This window comes from Xanthomonas cassavae CFBP 4642 (genome assembly GCF_000454545.1).
Lineage (GTDB): Bacteria > Pseudomonadota > Gammaproteobacteria > Xanthomonadales > Xanthomonadaceae > Xanthomonas > Xanthomonas cassavae.
Map to the genome: position 1 here is coordinate 3,486,417 of NZ_CM002139.1, position 18,848 is coordinate 3,505,264.

Sequence of the window (18,848 nt, forward strand, 5' to 3'; positions counted from 1 at the left end):
CATGCCGAAAACGGCAAAAAACCGGGGGGTTGAGCGCCCTCAGCGCGGCGGATGTGGCGTGTTTCGTTTTCCGGCTGCGTTGATCAGACCATCCATAGAGAAAGCTGCCACACCAAAACTCGGATGACTCAAAGATCCCGCCTTGGTTCTCGGCAGCGGGGGGAACGCTATAGCTACTGCATCGGTTGTAAACGGTGTCCCTGGTCCCGTTGACTGCCCAGCCGTCCGGTGCAGTGTTGCCGCCTGGAAAGGCGAAGACCCCGTGCATGTTGGGGATGTCCAGGTCCCAGAGTTTGAAGTGCCCCCCACTCGGGCTGCCCACCGTGAACCGACGGCCTATCCGGACTTGGAGTGTTCGTGTTCAAGAATCCGGAGGGTGCGCGAAGCGCGACCGCGAGGTCATTCCCCAATCCCCCCACGCGCGGTAGAGTTGCCCGGCGCCAGTTCGATGTCAATTGCCTGCTATCGGCTGCCCACCGATGATGGAGCTGGAACGCAGGACGACAAATTCTTGAAGTTATGAGGAGCGCTCACGAAAGGCGGAACTAAGGCCCCCGCCCCTATGCTGGGTTCAGAAAATTCTGACGCTGTCGTCAGTGATCATCTGATGCGGACCCTGCGTCACCCACCACTCGCCCAGTTGGCCGCCTTCGGCTGTCCGCATTGTTGCGCAGGTCGCCAGCTTCAACTAAGGCGCCAAGTGCCAGGGAAGACGTCGCCGGGTGCTACCGGGACGTCGCCAGCGCCCAGGTCTACAGTGGCGTCATCCAGCGTGACCTTGCCCGCTTTGTCCATCACGGGGGGTCCGATCCACCGACAGGCTCAGGACTCGAGCGTAGGTCAGCTTAAACTTGAGCGACCGCGCCTCTTCGGCAGAGCCTGGCAACTCCGACGTCTTGCTCATGCATCCTCCATTGCTGTCGTGCCAGTGCTGTTGGTTGCAAACCCCGTCGCAACGACAACATACGCTTTTCTTACCATGCCAATTCGTCGCAACATGCAAAGTCGGGCCCCGCTTTGAATCGTCGCAACACGGTCGCAACAAAAAAGACCGTTATTCCCCGCCACGCCCCTCTTTTGACCGTCAGTTCCGTTACAGAGCAAATTCATAAGTGACTGTTTCTTCAGATATTTCCAAGTTTGGCAAGGCTCCTCAAGAACACACGCCTGCCATGAAGCAGTTCTTCGCCGCCAAGTCGGACTACCCCGACCTGCTGCTGTTCTTCCGCATGGGCGATTTCTACGAGCTGTTCTACGACGATGCGCGCAAGGCGGCGCGCCTGCTCGACATCACCCTGACCCAGCGCGGCAGCTCCGGCGGTGCGCCGATCCCGATGGCCGGGGTGCCGGTGCATGCCTACGAGGGCTATCTGGCGCGGCTGGTGGCGTTGGGCGAGTCGGTGGCGATCTGCGAGCAGATCGGCGACCCGGCGCTGGCCAAGGGCCTGGTCGAGCGCAAGGTGGTGCGCATCGTCACCCCGGGCACGGTTACCGACGAGGCGCTGCTGGACGAACGCCGCGACACCTTGCTGATGGCGATCTCGCGCAGCAAGCAAGGCTACGGCCTGGCCTGGGCCGATCTGGCCGGCGGCCGGTTCCTGGTCAACGAGGTGGATAGCGTCGATGCGCTGGAAGCGGAAATCGCGCGCCTGGAGCCGGCCGAACTGCTGGTGCCGGACGAAGACAACTGGCCGGACTTCCTGCGCGGGCGCATCGGCGCGCGGCGGCGGCCGCCGTGGTTGTTCGATGCCGACAGCGGGCGGCGTCAGCTGCTGGCGTTCTTCAAACTGCACGATCTGTCCGGCTTCGGCATCGACGACAAACCCTGCGCCACGGCCGCCGCCGGCGCATTGCTCGGTTACGTCGAAGAAACCCAGAAGCAACGCCTGCCGCATCTGACCTCGATCGCGATGGAGGTGGCCAGCGAGGCGATCTCGATGAACGCGGCCACGCGCCGGCATCTGGAGCTGGACACGCGCGTGGATGGCGACACCCGCAACACCTTGCTCGGTGTGCTGGACAGCACGGTCACGCCGATGGGTGGGCGCTTGCTGCGCCGTTGGCTGCATCGCCCGCTGCGCCTGCGCGATGTGCTTGTGCAGCGCCATCACGCAGTGGCGAGCCTGATCGATTCCGGTGCCGATGCCGACGTGCGCGAGGCGTTCCGTGCACTCGGCGATCTGGAACGCATTCTCACCCGCGTGGCGCTGCGCTCGGCGCGGCCACGCGACTTCTCTACCCTGCGCGACGGTCTGGCACTGTTGCCGAAGGTGCGCGCCATCCTGGCGCCACTGGATTCGCCGCGCCTGCAGACCTTGTTCGCCGAACTCGGCGAACACGATGCCACCGCGCATCTGCTGGTCGGCGCCGTGGCCGAACAACCACCGCTCAAGCTCAGCGATGGCGGCGTCATCGCGTCAGGCTACGACGCCGAGCTGGACGAGCTGCGCCGCCTGTCCACCAACGCCGATCAATTCCTGATCGACCTGGAACAACGCGAACGCGCCAGCAGCGGTATCGCCACGCTCAAGGTCGGCTACAACCGCGTGCATGGCTATTACATCGAAATCAGCAAGGGCCAGGCCGATAAGGCACCGCTGCACTACAGCCGCCGCCAGACCCTGACCAATGCCGAGCGCTACATCACCGAGGAACTCAAGAGTTTCGAAGACAAGGTGCTATCGGCACGCGAGCGTTCGCTGTCGCGCGAAAAACTGCTGTACGAAGGCCTGCTCGACGCGCTGGGCCACGAGCTGGAAGGCCTCAAGCGTTGCGCGAGTGCATTGAGCGAACTGGATGTGCTGGCCGCCTTCGCCGAGCGCGCGCAGGCGCTGGACTGGGCGCAGCCGGAACTGGAGAGTGCCCCCTGCCTGCGCATCGAACGCGGCCGCCACCCGGTGGTGGAAGCGGTGCGCGACCACCCCTTCGAACCCAACGATCTGGACCTGCACAGCGACCGCCGCATGCTGGTGATCACCGGCCCGAACATGGGCGGTAAATCGACCTACATGCGCCAGAACGCCTTGATCGTGCTGCTGGCGCATATCGGCAGCTTCGTGCCGGCCAGCCGCGCGGTGATCGGGCCGATCGACCGCATCCTCACCCGTATCGGTGCCGGCGACGACCTGGCGCGCGGGCAATCCACCTTCATGGTGGAGATGGCCGAAACCAGCTACATCCTGCATCACGCCACACCACGGTCGCTGGTGTTGATGGACGAGATCGGCCGCGGCACCTCGACCTACGACGGCCTTGCATTGGCGGACGCCGTCGCGCGCCATCTGGCGCACAGCAATCGCTGCTACACGCTGTTTGCCACGCACTATTTCGAGCTCACCGCGCTGGCCGACGAATCGCATGCCGGCGGCGCCAGCGGCATCGCCAATGTGCACCTGGATGCGGTGGAACACGGCGAGCGCCTGGTGTTCATGCACGCGGTAAAGGATGGCCCGGCCAATCGCAGCTTCGGCCTGCAGGTGGCCGCGCTGGCCGGCTTGCCCAAGGCAGCGGTGACCCAGGCACGTCGCCGGCTGGCCGAGCTCGAACAACGCGGAGGCGAAAGCCATAGCGCGCAGATGGCGCCGGCGGCACTGGATGCGCCGCAACAGTTCGGGCTGTTCACTGCGCCTTCGTCCGCGGCGCAGGAAGCGTTGCAGGCACTGGACCCGGACGAGCTCACGCCCAAGCAGGCGCTGGAAGCGCTGTATCGGTTGAAGGCGTTGCTTTGAGTGCGGGGAATCGGGAATCGGGAATCGTTAAAGCGTAGTTGCCTGGCTCTAAAGCTTTGCGGGGTTGGTCAACCCGTTGCCGTGTTGATGTCGGATGAAGTGGCTTGACTGCCACTGTGCGGATCGCTGCTCTCGCCCTGCATTGCGACGCGTGCCGTGTTGCTCTGCTGGCGCGACGAGCGCACGCTGCGGCAACGTCTTGTCCAACCGGAGACACCCATGACCACGTCGGCCTCGTTGACCGATCAACTCGCCGCGCAGTTGCAAGGCCCGCAGTTGCAGCAGCTCGCCAGCCGGCTCGGCATTGCGCCCGAGCAGGCGCAATCGGCGGTGCGGACCGCGCTGCCGCTGTTGATGGGCGCCTTGGGCCGTAACAGCCAGCAGGCCGGCGGCACCGATGCGTTACTGGGCGCCTTGCAGCGCGATCATGCCGGCAGCCCGGACATCGGCAGCCTGCTCGGTGCGTTGCTGGGCGGCTCGGCCAGCGGTGCGCCAGGCAATGGCGCCGGCATCGTGGCGCATCTGTTCGGCGACAAGGCGCCGCAGGCTGCCGCTGGTCTGGGCCAGGCCACCGGCCTGGAAACCGGCAAGGCCAATCAACTGCTGCAGTTGCTGGCGCCCATCGTGATGGCCTATCTGGCCAAGCGCTTCCTCGGCGGCAATGCCGCTGCCAGCAGCCAGCTCGGCCCGGCCCTGGCGCAGGAACAGCAGCGCGCCAGCAGCAACACCGGGGTCAACGGCGTGCTGGGCAGCGTGCTGGATCAGGACGGCGACGGAAAACTTGGACTGGGCGATGTCATGAAACTCGGCGGCAGCCTGTTCGGCAAGCGCTGAGATCGCAGGCCCAGGTCGGTTCGGCACCGGCGCGTCATCCATAGCGTCTCGCTATCGATATGGTTGAATAATTCGAATTCCCCAACCAATCGATGCTGCTTATCGTGTGCGCACGCCACCACGATGCGCCCGCCTGATGCGTCCGTCTGCCAGTCACAGTCTGCGTATCGACCTGTACCGCGCCTGCAGGCAGGCGCTAGCATCGGTCCATGCGGCGGCGATTCTCGATGCCCCCCCACGGCCGCATCTGCGCCTTCGATCGATGACCACAACTGACGCATTGCCCACCGTTTCTATTCCATCAGCACGTGTCCGCAGTTTCGGCACACAGCTCCCCAAGTGCTCACGCACACAGGTATTGCCATGACAACCGAAGCAAAGTGCCCGTTCAATCACGCCGTCGTCGGGACCGGTACGACCAATCGCGACTGGTGGCCGAACCAGCTGCGCGTGGATCTGCTGAGCCAGCATTCGAACAGGTCCAACCCGCTGGGCGAGACCTTCAACTACGCCGAGGCGTTCAAGCGCATCGATCTGCAGGCGCTCAAGCAGGAACTGCGCGCCCTGATGACCGATTCGCAGGACTGGTGGCCGGCCGACTTCGGCCATTACGGCCCGCTGTTCGTACGCATGGCCTGGCATAGCGCCGGCACCTACCGCGTCGGCGACGGGCGCGGCGGCGGCGGTCGGGGCCAGCAGCGCTTCGCACCGCTCAACAGCTGGCCGGACAATGTCAGCCTGGACAAGGCGCGCCGGCTGCTGTGGCCGATCAAGCAGAAGTACGGCCAGGCCATCTCCTGGGCCGACCTGATGATCCTCACCGGCAACGTCGCGTTGGAAAGCATGGGCTTCAAGACCTTCGGCTTTGCCGGTGGCCGCGAAGACACCTGGGAGCCGGATCAGGACCTGTACTGGGGCCGCGAGACCAAGTGGCTGGGCGGCGACGACCGCTATTCGCGCGGCTCGCCCGGCGTGGACGAGGCGCACGGCGTGCTGGTGAAGGACGACGACAGCGAAGTCCCGCACACCCGCGATCTGGAGAACCCGTTGGCGGCCGTGCAGATGGGCCTGATCTACGTCAATCCGGAAGGCCCGGACGGCAAGCCGGACCCGGTGGCCGCCGCACGCGACATTCGCGACACCTTTGCGCGCATGGCGATGAACGACGAAGAGACCGTGGCCCTGATCGCCGGCGGCCACACCTTCGGCAAGACCCACGGCGCTGGCCCGGCCGATAATGTCGGCGCCGAGCCCGAAGCCGGCGAGCTGGAAAGCCAGGGCCTGGGCTGGCACAACCGCTATGGCAGCGGCAAGGGCGCCGACACCATCACCAGCGGCCTGGAAGTCACCTGGACCACCACCCCGGCGCAGTGGAGCAACGATTTCTTCGACCATCTGTTCAAGTTCGAGTGGGAACTCAGCAAGAGCCCGGCCGGCGCACATCAGTGGGTGGCCAAGAACGCCGACGCCATCATTCCCGACGCGCACGATGCATCCAGGAAGCATCGTCCGACCATGCTGACCACCGATCTGGCGTTGCGCTTCGACCCGGCGTACGAAGTCATCTCGCGTCGCTTCCATCAGCAGCCTGACCAGTTTGCCGATGCCTTCGCGCGCGCCTGGTTCAAGCTCACCCACCGCGACATGGGTCCGCGCTCGCGCTACCTGGGCGCGGACGTGCCGGCCGAAGAACTGCTGTGGCAGGATCCGGTGCCGGCCGTCGATCACGCCCTGGTCGATGCGCAGGATGCCGCCGCGCTCAAGCAGACCATCCTGGCCTCGGGCCTCACCGTGGCACAGCTGGTCTCAACCGCCTGGGCCTCGGCGTCCACCTTCCGTGGCTCGGACAAGCGCGGTGGCGCCAACGGTGCACGCCTGCGCCTGGCGCCGCAGAAGGATTGGCAGGCCAACCAGCCCGAGCAGCTGGCCAAGGTGCTGGCCACGCTGGAACGCATCCGGACCGACTTCAATGCCGCGCAATCGGGTGGAAAGAAGATTTCGCTGGCCGACCTGATCGTGCTGGCCGGTAATGCGGCGGTGGAACACGCCGCGCAGGCAGCGGGCCGGCAGGTGACCGTGCCGTTCGCACCGGGCCGCACCGATGCGTCGCAGGAACAGACCGATGTCGAATCGTTCGCGGTGCTGGAACCGGTGGCCGATGGCTTCCGCAACTTCGCCAAGCGCCGCTACGCGGTACCGGCCGAAGCGCTGCTGATCGACAAGGCGCAACTGCTGACCCTGACCGCGCCGGAACTGACCGTGCTGGTCGGCGGCCTGCGCGTGCTGGGGGCGAACGCCGATGGCTCCACGCATGGCGTGTTCACCAACCGCCCCGGCGTGCTGAGCAACGACTTCTTCGCCAACCTGCTCGACATGCGCACCGAGTGGAAGGCTACCTCCGGCGCCAAGGAGCTGTACGAAGGTCGCGACCGTAGCACCGGCGAGCAGCGCTGGACCGGCACGCGGGTGGACCTGGTGTTCGGCTCCAACTCCATCCTGCGCGCGGTGGCCGAGGTCTATGCCAGCACCGATGCCCAGGAAAAGTTCGTGCACGACTTCGTCGCTGCCTGGACCAAGGTGATGCAGCTGGACCGTTTCGACCTGGCATAAGCCGCTGGATCGCTCGGCCTGATTCAGGCATTGGCAATCAGACAAACGCCCCGGACAACCGGGGTGTTTGTTTTACGCGACTCACTGATGGTCGTGGCCATGCAGGGTGATTGTGCGAGGTGTTGGTGGAACGGCAGGCGCGCTTGCCAGACCGCTTCCTGGTACCAGGCAGCGGCGCGCCAAAGGTTGTTTGGCAACACGCAGCGTGACCGATTGTTCGACCACGACGCTCTGCCGGACCACCGGGCGGACTGCACTCGCAGCGGCACCCGAATGCTTTGCACCACTGCATGCAATCACGCAGGAAAACCGGTCTCCGGCACTTCCCTGTTCGACACCCACATATCTTGCCTTGCGGACCACCGGGCAGAGCATCGGTGAGGTGCTCGATCGCTATAGCGCGTCGATATCGCCCAAGGCGTTGATCAAGCGGCGTGCGCGCTTGTCGGGCTTGCCCTCCGGTGCCCGGTAACCGGTGCGTTCGGCAGCGCGTTGCAGCCGCCACTGCGCGCGCGCCTCGCGCGATGGTTCGCCCTCCATGTACAGGGCCTGCGCCACCGGCGCCGGCCCGCGGACGTCGCTGAGCCCGGCCACCGTGATCTCGAAGATTTCGCCGCCCCGGTCGATGCGCAGGTGCTCGCCGCAGCGCAGGCTGCGCGAGGGTTTGGGGCGCTGGCCACCCACGTCCACCTTGCCGGTGTCGACCGCGTTCTTGGCCAGGCTGCGCGTCTTGAAAAAGCGCGCGGCCCACAGCCACACATCCAGCCTGACCGTCGTGCCCTGTTCCAGCTCCGGATTCATGCGCCTTGCTGTCTTGCCCTGACTGATAACCGATGTTTGGGCAGCCCTTCGGGAACTCAAGCTGGACCGTCAATCTTGCGATGGTGATCGATTGCCAGGTCGATGGTCGGCGCACCCCCATCCGCCCTGCGGGCACCTTCCCCCGCAAGCAGGGGAAGGGACCGGTGTCGGTGCGCAACGCCACTTCAGCAAGCGCTCGCCAGCCCTGACCCTTCTCCCGCCTGCGGCGCAGGGAAGCATTGCGCGCGCCCATCGCCGATCGAACAAGCACCCGTCAGCCCCAGCCCTTCTCCCGCCTGCGGGGGGGCAAGGAAGCATTGCGTGCGCCCATCGCCGATCGAACAAGCATCCGCCAGCCCCAGCCCTTCTCCCGCCTGCGGGGGGCAAGGAAGCATTGCGTGCGCCCATCGCCGATCGAACAAGCATCCGCCAGCCCCAGCCCTTCTCCCGCCTGCGGGGGGCAGGGAAGCATTGCGCGCGCCCAGCGCCGATCGAACAAGCATCCGCCAGCCCCAGCCCTTCTCCCGCTTGCGAGAGAAGGTGGCGCGCAGCGCCGGATGAGGGACACGCCCCTGCTCTGCAGCGCATCCCGAACAGCCAGCGCAACATCTCTGCCAAGGCAGTTACCACAGCTATCAGAAGTAGAGCGCGTCCTAACCAAATCTGCAGCGCAAACCGAATGGCATGCATCGGATCTCACACAGCGATGCTAGTGTGCGGAGCTTCTGCGCGACAATGCCAAGCGATGCCCAAATCCGCTGTTCTGACCGAAGGCCCGATCGGCAAGAACCTGCTGTTGTTCGCGTTGCCGATCATGGCCGGCAATATCGCGCAGTCGCTCAACGGTTCGGTCAATGCCATCTGGATCGGCCGCTATCTGGGCGAAGAGGCGCTGACGGCCGCCGCCAACGCCAACAGCATCATGTTCTTCCTGATCGGTTCCGTATTCGGCATCGGCATGGCGTCCACCATCCTGATCGGCCAGGCCATGGGGGCACGCGATATCGCCCAGGCGCGCAAGGTGATGGGAACCAGCGCGAGTTTCTTTGGCGGTCTGTCGGCGGTGATCGCCGTGCTGGGCTGGTTCCTGGCGCCGCATCTGCTCACCGCGATGGGCACGCCGGCCGCCTCGCAGACGCTGGCCGAAGCGTATCTGCGGGTGATCTTCCTGGCGATGCCCACGCTGTATCTGTTCGCGTTTGTGTCGGCGGCGCTGCGCGGCACCGGCGATGCGCGCACGCCGTTCCGTTTCCTGTTGCTGTCGGTGCTGCTGGATATCGTCTTCAACCCGCTGCTGCTGTTCGGCATCGGCCCATTTCCGGCGCTAGGCATCGCCGGCGCGGCCTGGGCCACGCTGATCGCGCAGGTGGTCGCGCTGGTCGGGCTGCTGGTGTATCTGCGCCGGAGGCGCCACATCCTGTGGCTGGGGCGGCGCGACCTGCACCTGTTCCGCATCGACACCACCATCCTGCGTGCGCTCATCGTCAAGGGCGTGCCGATGGGGCTGCAGATGGTGATGATCTCGCTGGCGATGATCGCGATGCTGTCGCTGGTCAACGGCTTCGGCACCGACACCGCTGCCGCGTACGGCGCAGCGCTGCAGTTGTGGAATTACGTGCAGATGCCGGCGATGGCGGTGGGTGCGGCCTGCTCGTCGATGGCTGCGCAGAACGTGGGCGCCGGCCTGTGGGCGCGCGTGGATGCCACCGCTCGCACCGGGATCGCCGCCAACTTTTTGATGACCGGCCTGCTGATCGCGCCGCTGATCCTGTTCGACCGCTGGACCCTGTCGCTGTTCCTGCCCGAGGGCAGCGCCACCTTGGAGATCGCGCGCCATCTCAACCACATCGCCATCTGGTCGTTCCTGCTGTTCGGGGTCAGCTTCGTGGTGTCGGGCGTGGTGCGCGCCACCGGCGCGGTGATCCCGCCGCTGTTGATCCTGGCGTTTTCGCTGTGGGGCGTGCGGGTACCGCTGGCCAATGCCCTGCTGCCGCATCTGGGCGCCGATGCAGTGTGGTGGAGCTTCCCGATCAGTTCCACCTGCTCGATGTTGCTGTCGCTGGCGTATTACCGCTGGGGCGGCTGGCGCAAGGCACGCATGCTGGCGACTCCAACCCACCCGTCCGCGCTGGCCGCCGCCGCCGAAGTGCCGGCGCATCCGGCTTCGCCGGTCGCCGACACCGCGCCCATCGCAGGTGCGCCGCAGCCCCGCCAGAACTGACGTCCGCTGGCCCCGCCAAGTAGCGCGCTGCCATACCGGCCGACATCACGCGCGAAAGCGGGAGCCGGACGCTGCCTGAAATGATCGATACAGCGCGCAGGGATTTCATGAGTGATCGGCCTGGCCGACCGACGCCACCGCTCGCCGAATCGCTACGAAAAGACATCCCGCCTCACTACGCAGCAACCGCGCGCTCACGTGTAAACCTATGAGCATCGCGTACGCACAACCGGCGAATCCCTGTCCCTAATCTCGATTCCCAGAACGCAAACGGCCGCCCGAAGGCGGCCGTCTGGCAGCAGGTCGAATGACCTGCCAGCGGTGCAGCTTACTCGGCCTTGGCAGCAGCCTGGCGAGCGGCCTTGGCCTGTGCAGCAGCGGCCAGATCTTCCTTGATGCGGGCAGCCTTGCCTTCCAGACCACGCAGGTAGTACAGCTTGCCGGCGCGGACCTTACCGCGACGCTTCACTTCGACCGAGTCGATGATGGCGCTGTGGGTCTGGAACACACGCTCGACGCCGAAGCCGTGCGAGATCTTGCGCACGGTGAAGGCGGAATTCAGGCCAGCGTTCTTGGTACCGATCACCACGCCCTCATAGGCCTGCACGCGCTCGCGGTTGCCTTCCTTCACCTTGACGTTCACCACGACGGTGTCGCCCTGGTTGAACTCGGGAAGCTTGCGCTGGATCTGGGCGGCTTCGAAGTCAGCCAGGATGGTCTTGTTGAGTTTGCTCATGGTGGGCACCGCGTGTCTGGTGATATTGGACCGGCAGTCGCCGCACGGCGATTGCTCGAGGTTCGTAGGAGGGCCAGACGCAAGGCTGGCCAGCAAGCCGCACATTGTACCCCAATCAAACCTTCAAGGGCTAGGGGTGCGCCCTTATTTCTTGTCGCCGGGCTTATCGTCGCCTGGCTCGAGTTCGCGGCGAAACTCTTCCAGCAAACGACGATCGTGCTTGTCCAACCCGGCCTCGTCCAGCAGGTCCGGGCGACGCAGCCAGGTCCGGCCCAGCGACTGCTGCCGGCGCCAGCGCGCAATGGCGCCGTGATTGCCCGACCGCAGCACTTCCGGCACATCGCCCCAGGCGTGGCTGGACGGGTGGCTGTAGTGCGGGCAGTCCAGCAGGCCCTGCGGCCCTTCGAAACTGTCCTGGGCGGCGGACTCGGCGTCATTCAACACCCCGTCCTGCAAGCGCGTCACCACATCGACCAGTACTGCCGCACCGAGCTCGCCACCGGACAGCACGTAGTCGCCGATGGAGATTTCCATGTCCACCGCCTGATCGAGGAAGCGCTCGTCCACGCCCTCGTAGCGGCCGCACAACAGCACCATGCGCGGCAACTGCGCCAGCTCGCGGGCGAGCGGCTGGGCGAGCGGCCGCCCCTGCGGGCTGAGGTAGATCACCGGTGCAGGACGTGGGTCGGCGGCCTGCACTGCGTCCAGACAGGCCCGCAACGGCTCGATCAACATCACCATGCCGGGCCCGCCACCGAACGGACGATCATCCACCCGGCGGTAGTTGCCCTGCGCATGATCGCGCGGATTCCAGCCCTGCAATTCCAGCAAGCCACGCTCCTGCGCCCGCCCGACCACGCCGAACGCCGCGCACTGCGCGATGAACTCGGGGAACAGGCTGATGACGTCGATGCGCACTGGAGAATCGGGAATCGGGATTGGGGAATGGGTAGAGCAAGAGCGAAGCCGAAGCACCGCTTCGATCAAAAATCCGGATCCCAGTCGACCACGATCAGATTGGCCTCGAAATCCACCGACGTGACGAAGTCCGGCAACACGAACGGAATCATCCGCTCGCGATCGCCGCGCACCACCACCACGTCGTTGGAACCGGTGGAAAACAGGTGCGACACCGCGCCCAGCGTCACGCCTTCGACGGTTTCGACCTGCAGGCCTTCCAGATCCACCCAGTAATACTCATCGGGCTTGGGCGGCGGCAACGCACTGCGGGGAACAAAGATCTCGGTCCCGTGCATGGCTTCGACGGTGTCGCGGTCGGTGATATCGGGGAACACCGCAATCAGATTCTTGCCCTGATCGCGTCCACGTACTCCGCTCAGCACCGATTCCTGGCCGGACGGCGAACGCACGATCCACGGTTGATACCGGAAGATCGCACTGCGCGGCTCGGTCCAGGATTCGAGCTTGAGCTCGCCCTTGACACCAAAAGCGCCGACTATCCTGCCTAACAGGATGCGGCGCTCGGTCGGCTTCATCTGTGTCGACTCTGGGCCAGGCAGCGATGCCTGGGCCTCTAGATCAGGCCGCAGCGGCCTGGGACTTGGACGCTTCGCGATACAGGTTGCGCACCTTGTCGGTCAGCTGTGCACCGTTGCCAACCCAATGGTCGACACGGGCGATATCGAGCACGATGCGCGGTTCGGCGCCCTGCGCAACCGGGTTGTAGTAACCCAGACGCTCGATGTTGCGGCCGTCGCGCGCGCTGCGCACGTCGGTCACGATGATGTGGTAGAACGGACGCTTCTTGGCGCCGCCGCGGGTCAGTCGAATCTTGACCATGGTGTGGTTTTCCTGAGTTGCCCAGTCGCCAGAGTGGCGCGGTAAGCGGGCGAGTATAGCGGGCCGCGCCGGCGAAGCCAAGTCACCCCATGCCTGCCCGCCAGATCGCTCAGATCGCTTGCCAGGCATGGGTTTGCAGGGCACGCGCCAGCAGCGGCAGCTGCGCCGCATGCGGACCCCAGCGCGCCGGCCCCAGCGCGACGATGGCTTGCTGCCCGCGCGCATTGCAGGCGAATGCGCCATCGAAACGGTCCAGCTCGCCGAGTTCCACCGGCCGGCTGACCTGGTCGATGCCCAAGGTTTTCAGCCCGGAGTGCAGTAAGCGTTGCCGCGTGCCCAGCAGCATCGGCCCCTGCGGCCACACCACCCCGCCGCGCTCCCACAGCCCCAGATTCCAGAACGCCCCCTCCAGCACCCTGCCCTGCCGGTCCTGCAGCACCACATCGTCGTGGTCCGCCTGCATAGCCAGGCGGCGCAGGTGCAGCAGCGGAAACGTGCCGACATGCTTGAGTTCAGGCCGTTCGCGTACGTAATCGGTGACCTGCACGCGCAGACCGGTCTGGGGCATCTGCGCCGGCGGCGAGATGGCGACCAGCACATCCAGTGCAACCTCGCCCAAGGAGTTGCGAAAATCGTAGTCGGGCGCGAACACGGTGACGCGCAGGCTGGCATCGGCCATGCCCGCTGCTGCCAGCGCGGCACGCAGTTGCGACCGCAGCTGCTGCGGCTCCAGCTCCTGGCCGAACAGCGCAGAACTTCCCTCCTGCAGGCGCTGCAAATGCAGATCCAGCCCCAGCGTGGCGCCGTTGCGGACCTGCAACGTGGTGAAGTGGCCGTAGTTGACCAGCGCCGCGGCGCCGAGTTGCTGCACGCTGGCCGGTGCGCCGTTGCAGAAGATCAGCGACATAACAGTGCCTGCGCCTGCTCCCACCACTGCGCGACCAGTTCGCCGGCGGGCTGTGCGGGCGCCATCCAGGCCGACTGACCGGCCCAGGCCTGCATTGCGTCCAGGCGATTGTCGCGGACGGCGGCCTGACGCATCGGTGCAGTCAGCGCGCGCTGCACCGGGTACGGTGCCGGCGGCGGTGCATCCGCCGCGATCGCGGCCTGTACGTATGGCGTTGCCAGCGCGCGGCCGAGCCGTCCGGAGAAGGCGCGAGTGGGCTGGATCTGCTCGGGCTCGGACGCGGCCAGCGCGTCGGCCCAGGCGCCGGGCAGTGCGGCTTCTGGCGTGCGCAGCAGGCCGGTGCCGATCTGCACCGCGCTTGCGCCGAGGGTCAGTGCCGCGGCAATGCCGCGCGCGTCGGCGATCCCGCCTGCGGCGATCACCGGAATATCCAGCTGATCGACCAGGCGCGGCACCAGCGCAAACAAGCCGGTCATCTGGCGCTCGGCCTGGCCGGCAGCGAACGCGCCGCGATGGCCGCCGGCTTCCGCGCCCTGCGCAACCACCGCATCGGCGCCGGCATCCTGTGCCGCGCGCGCCTCCTGCAGGGTCGTGGCGCAGGCGAACCAGGCGATGCCGGCCGCCTTCAGTCGCGCCACCTGATCGGGACGAAACACGCCCATGATCGAGGAGGCTACCGCCGGGCGGGCAGCGAGCACGGCGTCGAACTGTGCATCGAACTCGGCCGGCGCAGCGTCGCCAGCCGACGCGGGGACCGGCGGACCCCATCGCGCGACAAACGCACGCACGCGCGCTTCCGCTTCCGCATCGCGCGCGGGCACCGGGTCAGGTATCCAGAGATTGATCTGTGCAGGGCCCGCACTCACCTCACCGAAGGCGGCCATCCACGCCACGATGTCCTGCGGCTGCGACAACACCGCGCCCATCGCCCCCATGCCACCGGCATTGGCAACCGCCGCCGACAGCGGCACCGGGCAGGCGCCGGCCATGGGGCTGAGCAGGATCGGGACGCGCAGCCCGAAGCGCTGCTGGAAGGCATCCACGTTCAAATATCTGCTCATCAACACCATCGACGGCCAGCCATGGGATGGCTCATGGTACCTGTGATGTTAGAGGGCGATGCGGACGTGCCGCCAGCTGGCGCTCCCGAGCGCGCCGTGGCGCAAAGTCAGCGCGTCCAGAGCGAAAGCGATGGTCGCCCTGTACATTTTCAGGACGGTCTACATCTCACGCAGATCGAGTGCGACGCCCGGCTGTCCGGGCGTCGCAATCAAGCAGAAGGGGGAACGCAGGCAACGCGCACCTGCAAAATTGCGCACCGCACGCAGTGGTAATGCGACCTCAGCGGAACGGCATGCCGCCGCGGCCGCCCATCGCGCCCATCATGCCCTTCATGTTGCGCATCAGCCCCTTCATGCCGCCGCCAGCCAGCTTGCCCATCATCTTTTCCATCTGCTGGTACTGCTTCATCAGCTTGTTGACGTCGGCCGGCTGCATGCCGGAACCGCGTGCGATGCGGGCGCGGCGCGAGCCGTTGAGCAGGGTCGGGTTGCGGCGCTCCTTCTTGGTCATCGAATTGATGATGGCGATCATGCGCGGCACTTCCTTGCCGGTGACCTGCTGCTTGACGTTGTCCGGAATCTGGCCCATGCCCGGCAGCTTGTCCATCAGCCCATGGATGCCGCCCATGTTCTGCATCTGCTCGAGCTGCTCCTTCATGTCGTTGAGGTCGAACTTCTTGCCCTTGGCGACCTTGGCGGCCAGCTTGGCGGCCTTTTCCTGGTCGACGCTGTGCTCGACCTGCTCCACCAGCGACAGCACGTCGCCCATGTCCAGGATGCGGCTGGCGACGCGGTCGGGATGGAACACATCCAGGCCGTCGGTCTTTTCGCCGGTACCGACGAACTTGATCGGCTTGCCGGTGATGTAGCGCACGCTCAGCGCGGCACCGCCGCGGGCATCGCCATCGGTCTTGGTCAGCACCACGCCGGTCAGCGGCAGCGCCTCGCCAAACGCCTTGGCGGTATTGGCCGCGTCCTGGCCGGTCATCGCATCGACCACGAACAGGGTTTCGGTGGGGTTGACCGCGGCATGCAGCGCCTTGATCTCGTCCATCATCGCCTGATCGATCGCCAGGCGGCCGGCGGTATCGACCAGCAGCACGTCGACGAACGATTTGCGCGCATCGCTGATGGCCGCGCGCACGATGTCGACCGGCTTCTGCGACGCATCGGAGGCGAAGAACACCACACCGACCTGTTCGGCCAGGGTCTTGAGCTGCTCGATCGCGGCCGGGCGGTAGACGTCGGCCGAGACCACCATGACCTTCTTCTTGCGCTTTTCCTTCAGGTGTTTGGCGAGCTTGCCGACCGTGGTGGTCTTGCCCGCGCCCTGCAGGCCGGCCATCAGCACGATCGCCGGTGCCGGCACGTTGAGATTGAGGTCGGCGGCGGCCGCGCCCATCACGGCGGTGAGCTCGTCGCGCACCACCTTGATCAGGGCCTGGCCCGGGGTTAGCGACTTGAGCACTTCCTGGCCCACTGCGCGCACCTTGATGCGCTCGATCAGCGCCTGCACCACCGGCAGCGCGACGTCGGCTTCCAGCAGCGCGATACGCACTTCACGGGTAGCTTCGCGGATGTTCTCCTCGGTCAGGCGGCCGCGGCCGCGCAGGCGCTCCATGGTGCCGGAGAGACGTTGGGTAAGGGACTCGAACATGCGCAAGGGACCGCGTGAGGGGAAACGGGCGTCGATTATAGCGGCACCGGCCAACGCCCCGCCCCAACCGACCCGCCGCGCGCCTGGCGACACCCTCCCGGCGGAGCAATCCCGCGAGCGCGCAGCAGTGCGCAGACCAGCACTCAGGGCCCGCGAAGAATCAGGGGCAGCAGCAACCAGACCAGCCCGCCCCGCCCGTGCGCTGCCGGCGCGGGCCCGATGTCATGCAGTCCCGTGCTGCGCCTCACTCGCCCGGGCACCTCCCTTCCCTACGCGCCACCGCTTCCCTGCCAACCCCAAACCTACACACCCCGCGGCCGCCAGCTATTCCCGATTCCCGATTCCCGGCCCCCAGTATGCGAAACTTCCACGATGACAATCGTTCTCATCGCGTTCGCCCTGTACCTGCTGGCTGCGGCCCTGCTCACCCGTGCGGTGATGCGCGATGGCAACCAGTCGCCTGCGGGCTGGCTGGCGCCGGCGCTGGCAGCGGTGGCGCTACATGCCGGCTACCACGTGCTGGTGGCCTTCCGCACCGCCGGCGGGCCGGACATGCATTTCTTCGCAGCGCTGTCGCTGACCGGCCTGGGCATGGCCGGGCTGACCGCGGTATTCGGCGGGCGCGGCAGGACCGCGGCGGTGGGCGTGGTGGTGTTCCCGTTGTCGGCGATCCTGCTGGCCTGTTACCACGCCTATGGTCACGAGCCGAGCGCGGACCTGGGCTGGCGGCTGGAGCTGCACGCCTGGATGGCTTTGCTCGCGTACGCCACCCTGGGCATCGCCGCGTTGCTGGCGATCATGTTGTGGCTGCAGGAGCGCGCGCTACGGCGACGCGACTTCCACACCTGGCTGCGTGCGCTGCCGCCGCTAACCGAGCTGGAAACGCTGCTGTTCCGCACGATCACGGTCGGCTTCGTGTTGCTGAGCCTGACCCTGCTGACCGGTCTGTTGTTCGTGCAGGACTTCCTGGCGCAGCGCCTGCTGCACAAGACCGTGCTCAGCATCCTGTCGTGGGTCGTGTTCGGCGCGCTGCTGGTCGGCCGCTGGCGTAACGGCTGGCGCGGCACCAAGGCGGTGCACTGGACGCTGACCGCAATGGCGCTGCTGGTGCTGTCGTTCTTCGGCAGCAAGTTCGTGATCGAGCTGGTGCTGGGCCCGCGCTGATCGCGATGACGGCGGGTTAACGACGGTTACCGGCGCCGACGCAGCCTCTAGGGCAACGCTGATCAAGTAGTCGCAACGGCCAGCGAACTGGCCGATCCGGCTCATGACGCACTTGGATCTACGATCAGCCGTCCTTCCATGCCCGTTTCCGGGCGCTGCNGGCAACGCTGATCAAGTAGTCGCAACGGCCAGCGAACTGGCCGATCCGGCTCATGACGCACTTGGATCTACGATCAGCCGTCCTTCCATGCCCGTTTCCGGGCGCTGCGGGCCGCTTTTGCGGCCCCGCAGGCGCAACTATCCCGCCAAACGCACCCGCGCCAGGTACAGGTTCGCCAGGCCCAGGGCCACGAAGCAGCGGTTCGCGTTCTTGTCCAGCCCGCGATAACGCACCTTGGCAAAGCCCCACAGCCGCTTCACCACCGCGAACACGTGCTCGACACGGGCACGGATCTTCGACTTGTTGCGGTTCCGCTGGCGCTGCACCTCATTCACTTCGCCACGCTTGCGAACCCGCTGGTTGGTGAAGTCCCGGGCGTGCGGTGCATGCGTGCCGATCAGCGCCTTCTGGCTGGCGTAGGCGCTGTCTCCATAGACCCGGCGTTCCTCCCCGTGCAGCAGGTCTCCCAGCAGGTGCTTGTCATGCACATTGGCCGCCGTCACCGCCGCGCTATGCACCAGGCCGTTACGACTATCCACGCCGATGTGCAGCTTCATCCCGAAGTACCACTGCTGCCCCTTGCGGGTCTGATGCATGTCCGGATCGCGGGCCTTGTCCGCATTCTTCGTCGAACTGGGCGCGCCGATGATAGTCGCATCCACGATGGTGCCCGTGCCCACCTTCAGGCCACGTGCTTCCAATTCCCGGTTCACTTGCAAGAACAGCTCCGCCCCCAGCTCGTGCGTCTCCAGAAGGCGACGAAACTTCAGCAGTGTCGTCGCGTCCGGAACCCGCTCGCGGCCCAGGTCGATCCCCACGAACCGCCGCAGCGCCGTGCTGTCCAGTAGCGCTTCCTCGCAGGCCTCATCGGCCAGATTGAACCAGTGCTGCACCAAATACATCCGCAGCATCCGTTCCAGGCCGACCGGCGGCCGGCCATTGCCTGCCTTCGGATAGTACGGCTCGATCACCGCGCACAGTGCCGACCACGGCACGATCTGCTCCATCGTCGACAGGAACACATCCCGGCGCGTCGGCCGACGATGCTGCTCGAATCCACTGCCCTGATCGGCCGCCATCGCCAATGTCTGCTGTTTCATCGGTCGTTCCGATTTGAAGGAAGGGGCATATTTTCTCCGATAGGGACCGACTTGATCAGCGTTGCCTTA

General features: G+C 66.0%; 14 protein-coding genes and 1 pseudogene. 5 read left to right on the top strand and 10 right to left on the bottom strand.

The features are described from left to right. Positions 1-64: 64 nt before the first annotated feature. Positions 65-352: pseudogene (locus XCSCFBP4642_RS30085) on the bottom strand (type IV secretion protein Rhs); the annotation flags it as partial. Positions 353-1,172: 820 nt separating this feature from the next. Here XCSCFBP4642_RS30085 and mutS point away from each other — a divergent pair. The 3 genes from mutS (at position 1,173) to katG (ending at position 7,172) form a co-directional block, all read left to right on the top strand. Continuing rightward, positions 1,173-3,728, top strand: a complete 2,556-nt coding sequence (gene mutS, locus XCSCFBP4642_RS0115450) for a DNA mismatch repair protein MutS (protein ID WP_053329576.1) — start codon at positions 1,173-1,175, stop codon at positions 3,726-3,728. A gap of 219 nt (positions 3,729-3,947) precedes the next feature. Next, positions 3,948-4,562 (top strand): DUF937 domain-containing protein, encoded by a 615-nt coding sequence (locus XCSCFBP4642_RS0115455; RefSeq protein ID WP_029220596.1) that lies wholly within the window; start codon positions 3,948-3,950, stop codon positions 4,560-4,562. Positions 4,563-4,925: 363 nt separating this feature from the next. Continuing rightward, positions 4,926-7,172 (top strand): catalase/peroxidase HPI, encoded by a 2,247-nt coding sequence (gene katG / locus XCSCFBP4642_RS0115460; RefSeq protein ID WP_029220597.1) that lies wholly within the window; start codon positions 4,926-4,928, stop codon positions 7,170-7,172. Between the two features lie 393 nt (positions 7,173-7,565). Here the strand turns inward: katG and XCSCFBP4642_RS0115465 are convergent, their stop codons facing one another. Beyond that, positions 7,566-7,973 carry an RNA-binding S4 domain-containing protein gene (locus XCSCFBP4642_RS0115465; RefSeq protein WP_029220598.1) on the bottom strand — a complete coding sequence of 136 codons (408 nt, stop codon included), beginning with the start codon at positions 7,971-7,973 and terminating at the stop codon, positions 7,566-7,568. 745 nt (positions 7,974-8,718) lie between these two features. On the opposite strand from XCSCFBP4642_RS0115465, the gene XCSCFBP4642_RS0115470 reads away from it, so the two are divergent. Next, on the top strand, positions 8,719-10,194 hold the full coding sequence (locus XCSCFBP4642_RS0115470; protein WP_029220599.1) for an MATE family efflux transporter: 1,476 nt from the start codon (positions 8,719-8,721) through the stop codon (positions 10,192-10,194). 328 nt (positions 10,195-10,522) lie between these two features. Here XCSCFBP4642_RS0115470 and rplS read toward each other — a convergent pair whose 3' ends face one another. From rplS to ffh, 7 genes are all read right to left on the bottom strand, one after another. Then, positions 10,523-10,930, bottom strand: coding sequence for a 50S ribosomal protein L19 (gene rplS / locus XCSCFBP4642_RS0115475; RefSeq protein WP_005989873.1), 408 nt, complete (start codon positions 10,928-10,930; stop codon positions 10,523-10,525). Between the two features lie 144 nt (positions 10,931-11,074). Then, positions 11,075-11,848: a tRNA (guanosine(37)-N1)-methyltransferase TrmD gene (trmD, locus tag XCSCFBP4642_RS24965; protein ID WP_033898440.1), complete on the bottom strand. Its 774-nt coding sequence runs from the start codon at positions 11,846-11,848 to the stop codon at positions 11,075-11,077. A 65-nt stretch (positions 11,849-11,913) separates the two neighbouring features. Further along, positions 11,914-12,426 carry a ribosome maturation factor RimM gene (rimM, locus tag XCSCFBP4642_RS0115485; protein ID WP_029220600.1) on the bottom strand — a complete coding sequence of 171 codons (513 nt, stop codon included), beginning with the start codon at positions 12,424-12,426 and terminating at the stop codon, positions 11,914-11,916. 43 nt (positions 12,427-12,469) lie between these two features. After that, positions 12,470-12,730, bottom strand: coding sequence for a 30S ribosomal protein S16 (gene rpsP, locus XCSCFBP4642_RS0115490; protein WP_029220601.1), 261 nt, complete (start codon positions 12,728-12,730; stop codon positions 12,470-12,472). A 109-nt stretch (positions 12,731-12,839) separates the two neighbouring features. Further along, positions 12,840-13,637 carry an aminotransferase class IV family protein gene (locus tag XCSCFBP4642_RS0115495; protein WP_029220602.1) on the bottom strand — a complete coding sequence of 266 codons (798 nt, stop codon included), beginning with the start codon at positions 13,635-13,637 and terminating at the stop codon, positions 12,840-12,842. Beyond that, the gene (locus XCSCFBP4642_RS0115500; protein WP_029220603.1) at positions 13,628-14,698 is read right to left on the bottom strand and encodes an NAD(P)H-dependent flavin oxidoreductase; all 1,071 of its coding nucleotides are present in this window, start codon (positions 14,696-14,698) and stop codon (positions 13,628-13,630) included. Before XCSCFBP4642_RS0115500 ends, XCSCFBP4642_RS0115495 begins: the two co-directional genes overlap by 10 nt. A 280-nt stretch (positions 14,699-14,978) precedes the next feature. Then, on the bottom strand, positions 14,979-16,355 hold the full coding sequence (gene ffh, locus XCSCFBP4642_RS0115510; protein WP_029220604.1) for a signal recognition particle protein: 1,377 nt from the start codon (positions 16,353-16,355) through the stop codon (positions 14,979-14,981). Between the two features lie 372 nt (positions 16,356-16,727). On the opposite strand from ffh, the gene XCSCFBP4642_RS0115515 reads away from it, so the two are divergent. Next, positions 16,728-17,519, top strand: coding sequence for a cytochrome C assembly family protein (locus tag XCSCFBP4642_RS0115515; RefSeq protein ID WP_029220605.1), 792 nt, complete (start codon positions 16,728-16,730; stop codon positions 17,517-17,519). Between the two features lie 297 nt (positions 17,520-17,816). On the opposite strand, the gene XCSCFBP4642_RS0115520 is transcribed toward XCSCFBP4642_RS0115515, so the two are convergent. Beyond that, positions 17,817-18,779 (bottom strand): IS5 family transposase, encoded by a 963-nt coding sequence (locus tag XCSCFBP4642_RS0115520; protein WP_029218204.1) that lies wholly within the window; start codon positions 18,777-18,779, stop codon positions 17,817-17,819. Positions 18,780-18,848 lie beyond the last annotated feature (69 nt).

What these genes read in the sequence shown, in the direction of transcription:
- XCSCFBP4642_RS0115455 (WP_029220596.1), top strand. Translation starts at nt 3,948, where the DNA reads ATGACCACGTCGGCCTCGTTGACCGATCAACTCGCCGCGCAGTTGCAA.
- XCSCFBP4642_RS0115495 (WP_029220602.1), bottom strand. Translation starts at nt 13,637, where the DNA reads ATGTCGCTGATCTTCTGCAACGGCGCACCGGCCAGCGTGCAGCAACTC.
- XCSCFBP4642_RS0115515 (WP_029220605.1), top strand. Translation starts at nt 16,728, where the DNA reads ATGACAATCGTTCTCATCGCGTTCGCCCTGTACCTGCTGGCTGCGGCC.
- rplS (WP_005989873.1), bottom strand. Translation starts at nt 10,930, where the DNA reads ATGAGCAAACTCAACAAGACCATCCTGGCTGACTTCGAAGCCGCCCAG.
- ffh (WP_029220604.1), bottom strand. Translation starts at nt 16,355, where the DNA reads ATGTTCGAGTCCCTTACCCAACGTCTCTCCGGCACCATGGAGCGCCTG.
- XCSCFBP4642_RS0115520 (WP_029218204.1), bottom strand. Translation starts at nt 18,779, where the DNA reads ATGAAACAGCAGACATTGGCGATGGCGGCCGATCAGGGCAGTGGATTC.
- rimM (WP_029220600.1), bottom strand. Translation starts at nt 12,426, where the DNA reads ATGAAGCCGACCGAGCGCCGCATCCTGTTAGGCAGGATAGTCGGCGCT.
- XCSCFBP4642_RS0115470 (WP_029220599.1), top strand. Translation starts at nt 8,719, where the DNA reads ATGCCCAAATCCGCTGTTCTGACCGAAGGCCCGATCGGCAAGAACCTG.
- XCSCFBP4642_RS0115465 (WP_029220598.1), bottom strand. Translation starts at nt 7,973, where the DNA reads ATGAATCCGGAGCTGGAACAGGGCACGACGGTCAGGCTGGATGTGTGG.
- XCSCFBP4642_RS0115500 (WP_029220603.1), bottom strand. Translation starts at nt 14,698, where the DNA reads ATGAGCAGATATTTGAACGTGGATGCCTTCCAGCAGCGCTTCGGGCTG.
- rpsP (WP_029220601.1), bottom strand. Translation starts at nt 12,730, where the DNA reads ATGGTCAAGATTCGACTGACCCGCGGCGGCGCCAAGAAGCGTCCGTTC.
- katG (WP_029220597.1), top strand. Translation starts at nt 4,926, where the DNA reads ATGACAACCGAAGCAAAGTGCCCGTTCAATCACGCCGTCGTCGGGACC.
- mutS (WP_053329576.1), top strand. Translation starts at nt 1,173, where the DNA reads ATGAAGCAGTTCTTCGCCGCCAAGTCGGACTACCCCGACCTGCTGCTG.